Origin of the sequence: Lelliottia sp. CFBP8978, assembly GCF_034046055.2 — a bacterium.
GTDB lineage: Bacteria > Pseudomonadota > Gammaproteobacteria > Enterobacterales > Enterobacteriaceae > Enterobacter.
The window spans coordinates 1561900-1576149 of record NZ_CM188253.1 but is presented as its reverse complement, the minus strand read 5'-3'; the positions used below and the strand labels follow the sequence as shown (position 1 = coordinate 1576149).

The window sequence follows — 14250 nt, the reverse complement described above, 5'->3', positions numbered from 1 at the left end:
GGCCTACACGTAACTGCCTGACCTTATGTAAAGAAGTTTAAAGATAACGCAGCCACACCCACAAGTTAAGCAAATAAAAAGGGCAGCACCCTTGTGCCGCCCTTTTCATCAAAACGCGTTAAGAAGCGTCAGCCGTTCCCGGCAATGACTCAGGCGGTTGCGGAGCAAAACCGCGCAGCCCAACCACATGAACGTGTTCGGTATTCTGGAAGACTTTACGCACAAGTTTGTACGTCGTCCCTTTCTCAGGACTGATGTTCTCCGGTGCGGCAATAATCAACTGCATATCCAGGCGATCGCAAAGCTCAAACAACGTTGCGATAGAGCGGGCATCCAGACGTGCGGCTTCATCGAGGAATAGCAGACGGCACGGCGAGATATCCTTGCCACGCAAACGACGCGCTTCATCTTCCCAGCTCTGCACGACCATCACCAGAATTGACATACCGGTACCAATCGCTTCACCGGTCGACAATGCACCGGATTCCGCTCGCAGCCAGCCGTCAGAGCCACGGTTAACCTCAACTTCCATTTCCAGATAGTTACGGTAATCGAGTAGCTCTTCGCCGATGGTTTGCGGCGTACGTTGTCCCATGTCAATCTGCGGATTGAGGCGCTGATACAGCTTCGCCAGCGCTTCGGAGAAGGACAGACGATTGCTGTTGAACAGATCCTGATGCTGCTCGTGCTGTTCAGAAAGGACATCCAGTAATGTGGCGTGCGCTTCGCGAACGTTGACGTTCAGACGCACGCTGTTCACCTGGCCGAACGAAACACTTTGCAGGCCCTGGTTTAGCATGCGGATGCGGTTCTGCTCGCGCTGGATCGTTTTGCGAATAATGTTCGCCACGCTGCGGGAGCTGATCGCCAGCTTCTGCTCACGAGACGTCAACTCTTCTGTCAGGCGTCCCAGTTCAATCTCCATCTGTTCGATCGCTTCAACCGGATCGTCAGTACGGATAATGTCCTGGCGGATACGTTCACGCAGGTGCTGATAAACCGCCACGAAGAACTGAATTTTACGCTCCGGACGTTTTGGATCTTCAGACATACGCAGTACATCGCGCAGATGTTCATTATCCGCCACCGCGAGACGCAACGCACCCAACGCCTTATCCGACATAGAGCGCAGTTCATCACCGGAAAGATAGGCCAGCTCGCGGCGATGCAGACGACGCTCGACGCCGTTGTCTTTCACCATGCGCATTACGGCACACCAGCCCGCTTTCGCGCTGACAACCTGTTCGCGCATCTCATGATAATCACGCTCCAGCTTGCGCAGACGACGGGTCAGGTTATCCATCTCCGCCTCGCACAGCGTCAGGGCTTTTTCCAGCTGATGACGACGCGCGCGGTTATTGCTCAACTGGCTATGGAGTTCGTCGCGACGAATACGTGCACGCTCTTCCGCCCCGCTGTCCGCGCGAACGCCGATATCCTGCAACTCTTTATGCAGATCGGTTAAGAGCTCTTTCTTGGTATCAAATGAGCTTTTCAGCGACGCCAGAACCTGATTGTACTGGCCCAACTGTGCCGCGTGGCTGCGCAGAGCTTCACGGGTACGGCTACGTTCCGCTTCCGCTTGCTCCAGACGCTGGCGCAGTTTTTCGTTCAGATCGCTATTACCGCTCAGCATTTCTGCCGAATCGCTGTAGCCAAAGTGAGCGCGACGCTGGACCACTTCCGTCAGCGCAAACGCCTGCTGACGCGCATCACGCTGCATCTGCTGCGAGTACGCATAATCTTCTTTCAGCTGCTCATACTGTTCTGGATCGCTTTGCAGAACCGACAGCACCGGCTCCAGCTTCGCCAGTTGATTCCCGTGCTGCTGCACAAAGCGGGCCGCTTCCTGCGCTTCATCCAGGCGTTCCTGGATTTCATCCACGCGATCGGCCAGCGTTTCGTCACCCAGCAGATTCAGACGCGGCAGGATACGGTTCAGGGCTGCAACGCCCTCTTTCGCCTGTTCAAACTGCACGCGGCTCTGCTGATTATCATTTTCATGATTGCTCAGGGCGCGCTCAAGTTCACCACGACGGGTGTTGAGCTTGCGAATCTCGGCTTCGGGATCGGCCTCAAACGCCACCGCAACGTGGCTGCCGATAAAGCGACTAAACGCCTGGTGTAAACGCTGCGTTTTTTGCACGTCAAATGACAGCGTCGCAAAACGCTCTGACAAGGTTTCACGTTCGGCGTGCAGGCTTTCGATACGGTTTTCACGCGCTGCGCGCCCAAACAGCGGCAGCGTTGGGAAGCGCGAGTAACGCCACTGGCGATCGGCAACTTTGACGACCACCGCTTTCTCCAGCTCATCCACGGTGAAGACACTATCGTCAAAGGACTGCGGATCCCCTTCGATCAGATAGAGATCTTCCGGGCAATCTTCGAGACCTTCCAGTTGTTCGGCAATCAGCGAGAGATCCGGAACCACGATCGCATGACGCGACGGGCCATACAGCGCTGAGAAGTAAGGGGCATCTTCAAGACTAACGTCGTCGTAGATCTCAGAAAGCAGCACGCCGCCGAACCGTTCCGCCAGCGCATTAAGACGGGCATCTTCAGCGCCGCCTGGCTGGCTTAAACGTTCAATTTCCTCGTCAACGATACGTTTACGCGTGCCCACTTCGTCGCGTTCCACGATGGCTTCGCGCTCGCGCTCGAGTAATTGTTGCAGATATTCAGTGACATCCTGGCTGGATTCAAACTCTTCACCGCACTGCTCGCTGAGCTGATTCAGACTGCTTTGCGCGGCTAACCAGACTGGGGCACGTTGCAGCAAGGTTTGAGTGCGGGACTGAAGCTGCTCCAGTTCCTGCCGCAGCGTCATCCGCTGCTCGCTGGCGCTGGAGACACTGTCAGAGAGCGAAGCGATACGCGCTTCCAGCTCCTGATGCAGCGTTTCCAGATCGTCGATGTCGACATTCTTCCCATGACGTTTGCAGAACTCAGCCAGCAGACGCTCAGCCTCCTGCTGCTCACGCAGACGCTGTTCCAGCTCGTTCAGGCGCATACGCAGCGGCTGAACCTGTTCCGCCAGATGGCGCTGATTCACGCCGTCACGCAGCAACTCGCGCGCCACTTCCCAGGCATCGCTTCGCGCCAGAGGGCCGTTGATCGCCGCGACCAACTGGTACGCCTGTTCAAACTGACTGTGCGCGGCCTGCGCCACACTCATTTTCTGATCGAGGGAGAGCAATTTCTCCGTCGCTTCTTGTTCTTTTGCCTGGAAGGTTTCCAGCCACTCGTCGGCGCTTTCCGGGGTCAAATCCGGAAGGTGACACAGCTCTTTGGCACGCTGTAAGGCCTGCAGGGCCTGGGTATACTGAATCGCCCGCGTCTGCTGGACATCCAGCGCCTGCTGGTAATCGGCAAGCTGGTTTTTCAGCTCATCCACTTCCAGCTCTGCGGCGTCGGCACGAGCTTCGTTCTCTTCCTGTTTATCGACGGCTTCGGCCACGACTTCGTTTTGTTCTTCAAGACGAATTTGCAGCTCATCGAGATCCGCTTCGTAGCGCTCGATTTTTTCCTGCTGACGCAGTGCGGTCTGAACCAGGTTCAGATGATCGCTGGCCGCCTGATAATCAGCTTCCAGATCGCCTTCTGCACCGTTGTGTTCGCCCAGTTCACGCGCCATCTCAACGTGTTTGTACTGCTCGGCCACCAGCTGTTTGCGCGAGGTGAAAAGTTCGCGGCGATACTCCAGCGCCTTATCCAGATGGATACGACGCTCGTTGGCGTGTCGCATATAGTCTGCGGCCACGTAGTTGGTGGCTTCGCTGATCAAATGCTTAAACAGGTCGCGGTCAGACTGGGTGACACGAATCGCTTCCAGCGTCATCCGGTTTTCGCGCAGAGCCGCTTCCATGTCCTGGAAGGCTTTGCGCACGCCGCTGTTTTCCGGCAACAGATAATCACGAAGTGAGCGGGTGATTGCGCTGGAAATACCGCCATACAGCGAGGCTTCAATCAGGCGATAGTATTTGCTACGGTCAGACGCAGTGCGCAGGCGGCGCGCCACAACGCCCAGATCGAACATCAGCGAGTGGTAATCGGTGATCGAGTTGAACTGTTTAAACTGAACGCCTTCAATCTCTTCGAGTTTGTCTTTTAGCTCCTGAAGCGTCAGCACGCGAGCCTGACGCTCGTTGAGCGTTTCCGTCAACAGCGCGGTTGGCTGAACGGAGGTTGGCAGCCCCTGGATAGCGAACGGTTTGATGTCGACTTTACGGTCGCGGCCTGCCACTTGTTGCAGACGCACACCAACCACCACGCGCTGGTGACGCGAGTTAATCACGTCCAGAACCGAATAACAGACGCCCGCTTTCAGCTTACCGTGCAGACCTTTATCACGGGAACCGCTTGTTGCGCCCGCTTCAGTGGTGTTACGGAAATGCAGCAGGGTTAAATCGGGGATCAGCGCCGTCACGAACGCCGCCATGGTCGTCGATTTACCCGCCCCGTTACCGCCGGAGAGCGTGGTGACCAGCTCATCCAGATCGAAGGTTCGGGCAAAGAAGCCGTTCCAGTTAATCAGCGTTAGTGAGCGAAATTTACCGCGTTCAATCATTACTCTTCCTCCCCGCTATCCGGCTGATTGTCTTCATGCTCATCATTGAGCTGCAAATGGTTTTCTACCGGCATAGCTTCACCGTCGCGAATCATGCGCAGCTGCGCTTCACGCGGATCGTCACCCGTACGCACATCCGCACCGAAGCGGAACACGGATTCGGTGATGCGGAATTTGCTGCTGTCATGACCCATAAACCAGACCATGCCCAGACGACGCAGACGGTTCAGGGAAGAGCGCACTTTTTCCTGGAGCTTCTGGCGATCCAGATCCGAACCGGTAGAACGGTTGTTCACCAGCTTCAGCAACTTGCCTTCATCCGCCAGGCTCAACAGCTCATCGTAAAGCTCTTGCTGCGTGAAGATACCTTCGTTGGCCAGACGCTCCGGGCTCAGATAGAGATAGCAAAGAATTTTGCCGACCATCATGTCCAGTTCAGATAAAACGGAACGCGGGATTAACGTGGTAGAACGCGGACGCAGGTAGAAGAACCCTTCTGGTGCGCGAATCAGCTCGACGTTATAGCGGGCGTAAAACTCTTCCAGATATTCCTGGAAGTCCATCAGAAAAGCGTGGTTGTCCAGCTCGTCAAGACCAATGTGACGACCGGCACGCAGCTGGCTGTCCAGCGCCGGAAATAACGGATTTGCCAGCGCCTGGGCCAGTTTGGCTGGCATCACTTGTTCAATATTTGTCAATGACATGCGCCTGTACCTTGGCTCCGTAATCGTTAATCGGCTGCCACTTCGGCGGCAGTCCGGTGAAATCTGCTTGCGCGACGCCCAGACGCACGGCCTGGTCGACGACGATGCGGGCAATATCGAAATGGCGCGCACGTGGATATTGCGCCAGATAGTCTCGCACCACGAGTCCGAGATCCAGCGGCACTTGTCTGGTTTTATAGACCGCCAGCTGTTCTTCGATCATGGCCGCAAGTTGTTCACGAATTTCGTTGAATTCTTCAAACTCCAGATCCGGTGGCAGTTCACCGGTCACCTCTTCATCACGCAACGTCATCTCTTCGTCGCGCATATCCAGCAGACGATCGGCGTTGGCGTAGGTCAGCGCCCACGGCGCATCAAAATAAGTTTGTACCGACTGACGCAGACGCTGGGCGAACACCCGGTTTTTATCCATATCAATGGCGGTACGGATAAATTTATGCACGTGGCGGTCATAACCAATCCACAGATCGATCGATTGCTGGCCCCAACTGATAATACGGTCAAGCTTGCTTTGCAGATCAAACACCAGACGATCGACAAAATGCAGATCGTCGTGCGCCAGCGTCGCATCCTGAATGCGCAGCAGGTTTGCCTGAAGTTTATCGCCCGCCGCTTCCAGCGTGTCCTGCAGTTCTCGCAGCGTACCGGAGGTTTCGGACAACAGCAGTTCACAGCTGGAGATAGCGGCACGCCAGTCTTTATTCAGCAGTTGCGCAATATCGTCTTTTACCTGCTGCTGCTGCTCGTCCATCAGACGCTGGGTGAGATCGATACTGTCGAAAATTTCTGCGACTGAATATTTCAGCGGCGCATAGACGTTGCGATGCCAGTGAAATTCATCGCCATTCTCGTCCGCCGCATCCGCCGCGCGCTTCAGCTCGCCTGCGACAATCGACAGCTGCATGGAAAGGCGCAGCGTGGAGAATTCGCGCTGGCGAATGTAATAGTCGGTGATACCGATGCCCAGTGGCGTCAGACGATAAATGGCGTTTCCTTCTGCCTGCTCGCTGGTAAAGCGGTTCAGCAGACGTTGACGCACCATATCGTTGATCGCGTTGTTGGCACGCACGTTAATGGTTTCGCTGGTTTGCTCAAACGCATCACTGACGTGGCGGAACGCGTCCACCAGTTCACCCTCGCTCATCTCTCCATCCAGACGCTCGCCGTTCAGCGTAGCGACCGCCAGCAGAAATGAAAGTCTGTCGACCGGCAGCGAGATGGAGAAATCGTTTTTCCTGGCCCAGCCAACCAGTTCGGGGACTGTCTGGGAAAATTCACTCATAGGTTATCCTTGCATCTGCGGCTTGCGCGCGGTGACATGAATATAGCGGCCAAGGCTGACAAACGGCTCCTGGCGACAATACCGCGTTTCTATTTCTGTTAAGGCGTCAAAACAGTCGTGCTGCTTTTGTTTATCGCGCAGATAATCATGAAACACCCTTACGCCCGTTTTGCCGGTGATCTCCCAGCCAATGGCCTCCAGCCAGCCATAGACAAGCTGGGGATCGCGGGGAAAATCCGGTGAAAGCGTGCGTCGTTTCTTTTTATACATTCCCTGCTGCACATAGCCAAAATTGCCCACCAGCACGTTGCGCATCAACAGGCCGTTTGCATTGTAGAACATCAGCGACAATGCGCCGCCGGGGCAGAGCACCGACCACAGCGTTTTTAACATGTCCTGAGGCTCGGCAACCCATTCCAGCACAGCATGAAACAATATCAGATCAACCTGAGTTTCCAAATGCTGCGCAATGTCCTGAGCGGCGCAATGTATAAAATGCATGTTCTCGCTCACACCTTTCTCTTCAGCTGCGCGTTTTGCTCGCGCAACCATCTCCGCAGAAAGATCGCAAAGCGTGACGTGATGGCCGCGCTGCGCCATCAAAATGGCCGTCTGACCTTCACCGCCGCCTGCATCCAGAACCCGCAACTTTCGGTCACCCAGGTCGGCAAGTAAGTTATCGAGATCCTGCCAGAGGATCGTCTGACGTAACTGCCCCTTGGTTGTACCGTAAATGTTCCGCGAAAACTTTTCCGCGATGTCATCAAAATTGCGATCCCGCATTGGGAGAGTTCCATCCGCTAGCAGCAAAACCGCTATTTTGTCACACCCGCGCGGAGAATGAACCTCTCTGGTGTAATATCGCGTGTAATCACCTGCTGTATGGTTAAAAAAGGAACCAAAAAGGATGCTTTTTACCCTAAAAAAATATATCGGAGGCATGATGCTTCCCCTTCCTCTCCTGCTGCTGCTCATTGGATTGGGGCTGCTGTTGGTGTGGTTCACCCGCTTTCAGAAAAGTGGAAAACTGGTCGTCACGACGGGATGGCTGATTCTGCTGCTGTTAAGTCTGCAGCCCGTTGCTGACGGACTGTTGCGCCCGATTGAAGATAAGTACCCGACATGGCAGGGAAATCAAAAAGCGGCATACATCGTGGTGCTTGGCGGCGGCTATACCTGGGATGCCTCATGGGCCCCCAGTTCAAACTTGATCAATAACAGTCTTCCGCGCCTCAACGAGGGCATTCGTCTGTGGCTGGCGAATCCAGGATCAACGATGATTTTTACGGGCGCAGCGGCAAAAACTAATCCGGTGAGCACGGCTGAAGCGGGGGCGCGCGTGGCGGAATCGCTCGGCGTTCCGCGATCGGCGATTATCACGCTCGACAGCCCAAAAGATACGGAAGAAGAAGCTGCGGCCGTGAAACAGGCCATCGGCGACGCCCCTTTCCTGCTGGTGACATCCGCTTCACATTTACCGCGAGCAATGATTTTCTTTGAACAGGCCGGGTTGCATCCGTTACCTGCGCCAGCTAACCAGCTGGCGATAGATGCCCCGCTAAATCCGTGGGAACGCGCGATCCCGTCACCAGTATGGCTGATGCACAGCGATCGCGTAGGCTATGAAACACTTGGGCGACTCTGGCAGTGGCTTAAAGGTGAGTCAGGCGAGCCAGGGCAAAAGTGATTTTGAAGCCATATCAAAGTTGGCGCGGTTAAACCGCCCGGTATTTACTAACTGCGCCACCTCATCCCATAAGAGATACAGCCAGCGTCGCCAGAGGAAAGATTCCGAGACTGGCGCACGCTGCAGATAATGCCAGAGTAAACTTTCCGCCAGACCACTCTCGCTTAAACGGAATAATTCATACTCGCGAGGCGCCCACAGCATGATACCCGGCCCAACCATCGCCAGCAGCTGATCGCTGCGAGCATCTTTCAGCATGCTACGCAGCGTAAAATTGCCATGCACCAGCACGCAGTTATCGTTAAAGCCCTCAAACATCACAGGCAGACATTCCCGGGTACGGAACAGAATACGTTTATCCTGCATACTCAGACCGGTGTTATTGAACTGATTTAGCGTACCCCACAGCACTTCAACCCGCTGACGATACCAGAGCGGCCAGAGATTTTCCTGGGTGCTGTCTACGGGACCCACCAGCCCGTGGCTGTCCTGTCGGTGCCAGGCCAGCAGCGCTTCGACGATCTGATCTTTCAGCTGTTCCCATCGATCCGGGGTGCGGGCAGGTGCTTCCACCGGAACGCCACGCAAGCGCTCAATCAACAGCACATCAGGCCCTGGATGCTCTTCGTGGGTCATGATCCCATACACCGTGGGCATGCGGACCGTACCGCTTTTCGCCAGCATGGACATCTTCCACGCCAGCTGCCTGGCCACGCCCGGGGAGGTAAAACTTCTCGCCATTAAAGGCATCGGGTTGCCGTGACTGTCATACAGCGACCATAACGACGTGTCCGCCTTCTCGTTTACGCACTCCACCCGGCTGAGTTTTTCCCCAAGCAGATGGCTAAGCTCGGCACGCAACTGTTCCATATGAGATTACCCCCATCAAGACTACTGATTTTATAATGAGCGCGTCGTGAGGGGATGTCACCCTGATAAGATCAATTTGAGGGAAGAAAAATGGGAAAGGAGACATAAAAAAAACATCCTCCCGAATGAGAGGATGTTGGGCAATTAACGCAATTCCGCTCTCACGCGTTCGAGATCTTCCGGGGTATCCACGCCAGTACCGGGAACTTGTTGAGCAACCGCGACATGGATCTTTTCGCCGTACCAGAGCACACGCAGCTGTTCGAGCATTTCGATCTGCTCCAGCGGGCTTGGTGCCCAGGTAACGTAGCGGCGAATAAAACCGGCACGATAGCCGTAAATTCCCAGATGTCGCAGGAAATTATCGCCAATCGCTTCTTTAGATTCAGCAAAACGGTCGCGATCCCATGGAATCGTCGCCCGGGAAAAATAGAGTGCATAACCTTCAGCATCCATCACCACTTTGACAGCGTTAGGGTTAAACGCCTCTTCCGCATGGTGGATAGGCACAGCGAGAGTTGCCATTCCTACCTGACGCTGTGCCAGATTTTCGGCGACCTGACGAATGATGACCGCCGGGATCATCGGCTCATCGCCCTGCACATTCACAATCACCGTATCATCGCTAAAACCGCATTTTTCGACGACTTCAGCCAGCCTTTCGGTACCCGACTGATGATCGGCGCGCGTCATACACACCTCGCCACCCGCGGCTTCGACCGCACGAGCGACCTCTTCATGGTCCGTGGCAACAATCACACGCTCGGCACCTGATTCGCGCGCTCTGTCCAGGACATGAACAATCATCGGTTTGCCGTTAATATCGACCAGAGGCTTACCCGGTAACCGGGTTGATGCATAGCGCGCAGGAATAATGACAACGAAACTCATGGCCTGCTCTCTTCTGCCGCAAGCGTCCGGGCTTCGGTTTCCAGCAGGACAGGAATACCCTCGCGCAGCGGAAATGCCAGGTTATCCAGTTTGCAAATCAGCTCTTGCTTATCCTGGCTGTAATAGAGTTTGCCGTTGCACACCGGGCAGGCAATGATTTCAAGTAAACGGTGATCCATAGTTCCTCCGTATCAGTAATCGCTAAAGCTTATCACATTCCTTTTTCAGGCTATGTCTATTTCCCAACCACTCCGACATCCGGCAAAAAGTCCGTCCGGCAATCGCGCTAACGTGACCCGACGGGCCCCCTGCCAGACAGCAAATTCATTGAGTGCCTGGGTGAGTCCTTTTTCCAGCGTCGCGCTGGCTTTGACCCCCTCTTCCAGCCAGAGCGAAATCACTTCCAGCACGCCTGTCTTACGGTGCATTTTGGCATCCATACGCCCAACCAGCCGGCCTTTATGCAGCAAAGGGAGGACAAAATATCCGTACTGGCGTTTCGCTGCGGGGGTATAGCACTCCAGACGATAGGTGAAATCAAACAACTGTTCTGCGCGCTTGCGATCCCAGACAAGGGGATCAAACGGCGATAACACGGCGCTGTGCGACGCAGTAAGCTTGCCTGCCAGAGCCTGAGGCAGCAGCGGGAACAGGTCCTCATGCAGCCACATCTCACCTTGCCCCTCGACCTCAACGCGCAACACCTGATGGTTATCCTGCCAATGTTTAAGCACCGGTTTCAGATCTGGCTGGCGCAAACGGTAATAGTCTGCCAGCCACTGCGTGCGGAAAATGCCCAGGCTTCGTGCGCTGTTCTCCAGCATGATGGCTTCTGCGGCCGCCTGACTGAGCAGATCGTTATTATCGTCCCAGTGAGGCATCACGCGATGGGTGAGATCATAGACGCGCTGGAAATTACGACGCTCCACCACCATGACTTTTCCTGAGGTAAAAAGGCCTTCCAGATGACGTTTTTGCGGTTTCCACTCCCACCAGCCGCTCGCGCCTTTGCGGGGATGTTCAAAATCGGCGGACCTGACCGGCCCCTTGTCCTGGATATGTGCAATGAGTTGCTCGATTTCGTCTGCGTTTTCCTGCATCCACGCCTGACGGTATTTCCAGCCCATTTTCTCCGGCGCGAGCATCCGATGGCGCACCAGGCCAAAATCACTGCGCGGTAGAAAACACGCCTCGTGCGCCCAGTACTCCATGAGCTCACCGCGACGGAGCGCATCATCAAGCCACTGGGATGGGTAATTACCCAGGCGGCTAAAAAGCACCAGATAGGGACTACGGGCAACGATATTGATCGTATCGATTTGCAACAGCGACATGCGCTGAATGGTTGAGAGAATATCGGCGGGTTGTGCACGTCGGCGAGGCTTTTTCAAAAGCCCCTGCGCGGCAAGATGAAGATGTCGTGCAGCAGAAAGTGAAAGTTGCGGTATGGGCATGCGTTTTCCTGTTCTTTATCGCGCTACCGGAACCGCACTGTCTTTAGCGCACCAGCGCGAGCAGTTCCTGGAGCAAATGTTCTGGCCGCTCACCGCTCAGTTCTGCATCGACCGGCAGATACCACCAGTTGTCTCTGGCAAATGCGCGGCATTTGACCGCATCTTTTTCGGTCATGATCAGGTTTTGATGCAAAGCTGCAAGGGGCTCAACCCTTTCAGGACTTAATGCCTGATGATCGGCCAGCGGGAATCTGCTTTCCAGACGGGCACCACATTGTTCCAGGGTTGCAAAAAAGCGAGGCGGATGACCAATACCCGCCATTGCAACAAGCGCAGGCAGCTGAGCCACATCCCGACGCTCGCCAGTCAGAAGGTTTACCGCCTGACCCGGGCTTAAACGCATCGGTATTTCACCCGCTCGGGCAACGCCGCCATTCACAATCACGGCATCGACTGAGCGCAGGCGGGACGCGCGTTCACGCATTGGCCCGGCAGGCAGCCACCAGCCATTGCCGAAACGGCGCTCACCGTCGATAACCACAATTTCTTTGTCCCGTGCGAGCGCATAATGCTGTAAGCCATCGTCAGTGATAATGAGCTGTACAGGATGGGCAGCCAACAGGGATTGCACGGCTTCGCTACGGTTCGGAGATACCGCAACAGGCGCGCCGGTTCGCTGAAAAATGAGGACCGGCTCATCTCCGGCTTCTGCGGTAGAGGTTTGAGACGTCAGCAGAAGCGGATAGTGCTCCGCTCTACCGCCGTAGCCCCGTGAAACCACACCGACACGGATACCGCGGGCGGTCAGTTGTTCCACCAGCCAGATAACGACCGGGGTTTTACCATTGCCCCCCGCGGTGAGGTTCCCCACCACCACGACCGGCACGGGCGCACGCCATGAGCGCTTGATCCCCAGACGATAGCTCAGGCGAATGATGCCGCTCACCAGGCCATACAGCCAGGAAAGCGGCAGCAGCAACAGCCACAGAGGCGATTCTCCGGACCAGATGCGTGCAATCATGCGCCAAACTGCATTTTATGGAGCTGGGCGTAGACGCCACGATGGGCAATCAGATCCGCATGGCTGCCACGCTCAACGATTACACCATCTTCCACAACAACGATTTCGTCGGCCTGTTCGATAGTCGACAGTCGGTGAGCAATAACAAGCGAGGTGCGGTTTTTCTGCAGCTCATCCAGCGCCGACTGAATGGCTCGTTCGGACTCGGTATCGAGTGCGGAGGTGGCTTCATCCAGAATTAAAATCGGGCTATCGCGCAGTAACGCACGGGCAATGGCAATACGTTGACGCTGGCCACCAGAAAGCAGCACACCGTTTTCACCAATGATAGTATCAAGACCGTTATCCATCTTATTGATGAAATCCATCGCGTAGGCCATACGCGCAGCGTTCTCAATCGCCTCGCGGCTGTACTCTTCCGTACGCGCGTAAGCGATGTTGTTCGCCACCGTATCGTTAAACAGATGGACGTTCTGGGAGACCAGCGCCACCTGATTACGCAGCGACTGAAGGGTATATTCCCTCAGGTCATGGCCGTCTAACAGGATTTCACCTTCATCAATGTCGTAGAAACGGGTCATCAGACTGGCGATGGTGGATTTACCCGACCCCGAACGCCCGACCAGTGCCACCGTTTTACCCGCCGGAATATTCAGGCTGATATTACGCAGAGCTGGCGCTTCGCGTCCCGGATAGGTGAAGGTCACATTGCGGAATTCAACATTGCCCTCTGCACGTTCAATGACACGTTTGCCTTCGTCTTTTTCCTGTTCAGAATCCAGGATACTGAACAGCGTCTGACACGCTGCCATACCGCGCTGGAACTGAGCGTTAACGTTGGTCAGCGATTTAAGCGGGCGCATTAACGCAATCATCGACGAGAAGACAACGGTGATAGTACCTGCGGTCAATGTTTCCATCACGCTTGGGAAGCTTGCGGCATAAAGCACGAATGCCAGGGCCAAAGATGCAATCAGCTGAATGATTGGATCGGAGATAGATGAGGCCGACACCAGCTTCATCCCCTGCAAACGCATTTTGTTGCTGACTTTATCAAAGCGCTTGGTTTCAATCTCCTGACCGCCAAAAATGAGCACTTCTTTATGCCCTTTCAGCATCTGCTCCGCGCTGGTGGTCACCTGCCCCATCGTATTCTGCATATTCTTACTGATGCTACGAAAACGCTTTGAGACCACGCGAATGGCAATCGAGACAATCGGAGCCAGCACGATAAGAATGATAGACAGCTGCCAGCTGTAGTAGAACATCAAAACAAACAGGCCGATGATAGATGCGCCTTCACGCACCACCGTAATCAACGCGCTGGAAGATGACGAGGCGACTTGCTCGGAATCGTAGGTGATACGAGACAGCAGTGTGCCAGTGGACTGTTTGTCAAAGAACGCGACAGGCATTCCCATCATGTGGCTGAAGAGACGACGACGCATGGTCATCACCACTTTGCCGGATACCCAGGAGATACAGTAGCTGGAGATATAGCTGGTGACGCCACGTAAGATCATCAGTCCGATAACCACCAGAGGCATCCATAGCAACACTGAGCGATCCGTTTTAGCAAAACCGTCGTCCAGTAACGGTTTAAGGAGCGATAGCATAAATGTATCGCTGGCTGCGTTGAGGATTAATGCGACAGCCGCCACCATCAGACCTGCTTTAAAGGGTGCAATCATCGGCCAGAGTCGGCGGAAGGTCTGCCACGTGGAGAGATCTTTGTCGTTATGCATTCAAAAAA

General features: G+C 55.0%; 11 protein-coding genes. 1 reads left to right on the top strand and 10 read right to left on the bottom strand.

Translation table 11 applies throughout. The annotated features are described in order from the left end of the window. Positions 1-118: 118 nt before the first annotated feature. From mukB to cmoM, 4 genes are read right to left on the bottom strand one after another with little or no spacing between them, the layout of a single operon-like run. Positions 119-4567 carry a chromosome partition protein MukB gene (mukB, locus tag SOM82_RS07285; RefSeq protein ID WP_320460038.1) on the bottom strand — a complete coding sequence of 1483 codons (4449 nt, stop codon included), beginning with the start codon at positions 4565-4567 and terminating at the stop codon, positions 119-121. Continuing rightward, positions 4567-5271, bottom strand: a complete 705-nt coding sequence (gene mukE, locus SOM82_RS07280) for a chromosome partition protein MukE (protein WP_154127840.1) — start codon at positions 5269-5271, stop codon at positions 4567-4569. Before mukE ends, mukB begins: the two co-directional genes overlap by 1 nt. Further along, positions 5252-6574, bottom strand: a complete 1323-nt coding sequence (gene mukF / locus SOM82_RS07275; RefSeq protein ID WP_154127839.1) for a chromosome partition protein MukF — start codon at positions 6572-6574, stop codon at positions 5252-5254. The genes mukE and mukF overlap by 20 nt, the downstream gene beginning before the upstream one ends. Positions 6575-6577: 3 nt before the next feature. Next, positions 6578-7357 (bottom strand): tRNA uridine 5-oxyacetic acid(34) methyltransferase CmoM, encoded by a 780-nt coding sequence (gene cmoM, locus SOM82_RS07270; protein ID WP_154127838.1) that lies wholly within the window; start codon positions 7355-7357, stop codon positions 6578-6580. A 124-nt stretch (positions 7358-7481) separates the two neighbouring features. On the opposite strand from cmoM, the gene elyC reads away from it, so the two are divergent. Then, on the top strand, positions 7482-8261 hold the full coding sequence (gene elyC / locus SOM82_RS07265; RefSeq protein ID WP_320460037.1) for an envelope biogenesis factor ElyC: 780 nt from the start codon (positions 7482-7484) through the stop codon (positions 8259-8261). Here the strand turns inward: elyC and SOM82_RS07260 are convergent. The 6 genes from SOM82_RS07260 to msbA all read right to left on the bottom strand — a co-directional run bounded on the left by SOM82_RS07260 (position 8238) and on the right by msbA (position 14242). Further along, positions 8238-9131: a YcbJ family phosphotransferase gene (locus SOM82_RS07260; protein ID WP_154127836.1), complete on the bottom strand. Its 894-nt coding sequence runs from the start codon at positions 9129-9131 to the stop codon at positions 8238-8240. The genes elyC and SOM82_RS07260 overlap by 24 nt on opposite strands. 144 nt (positions 9132-9275) lie before the next feature. Further along, the gene (gene kdsB / locus SOM82_RS07255) at positions 9276-10022 is read right to left on the bottom strand and encodes a 3-deoxy-manno-octulosonate cytidylyltransferase (RefSeq protein ID WP_320460036.1); all 747 of its coding nucleotides are present in this window, start codon (positions 10020-10022) and stop codon (positions 9276-9278) included. Further along, entirely contained in the window at positions 10019-10201 is a 183-nt protein-coding gene (gene ycaR, locus SOM82_RS07250) for a protein YcaR (RefSeq protein ID WP_154127834.1), read from the bottom strand. Before ycaR ends, kdsB begins: the two co-directional genes overlap by 4 nt. A 45-nt stretch (positions 10202-10246) precedes the next feature. After that, the gene (locus tag SOM82_RS07245) at positions 10247-11476 is read right to left on the bottom strand and encodes a winged helix-turn-helix domain-containing protein (RefSeq protein WP_320460035.1); all 1230 of its coding nucleotides are present in this window, start codon (positions 11474-11476) and stop codon (positions 10247-10249) included. Between the two features lie 43 nt (positions 11477-11519). Next, positions 11520-12497 (bottom strand): tetraacyldisaccharide 4'-kinase, encoded by a 978-nt coding sequence (lpxK, locus tag SOM82_RS07240; protein ID WP_320460034.1) that lies wholly within the window; start codon positions 12495-12497, stop codon positions 11520-11522. After that, positions 12494-14242, bottom strand: a complete 1749-nt coding sequence (gene msbA / locus SOM82_RS07235; RefSeq protein WP_154127831.1) for a lipid A ABC transporter ATP-binding protein/permease MsbA — start codon at positions 14240-14242, stop codon at positions 12494-12496. The genes lpxK and msbA overlap by 4 nt, the downstream gene beginning before the upstream one ends. Between the last annotated feature and the right edge of the window lie 8 nt (positions 14243-14250).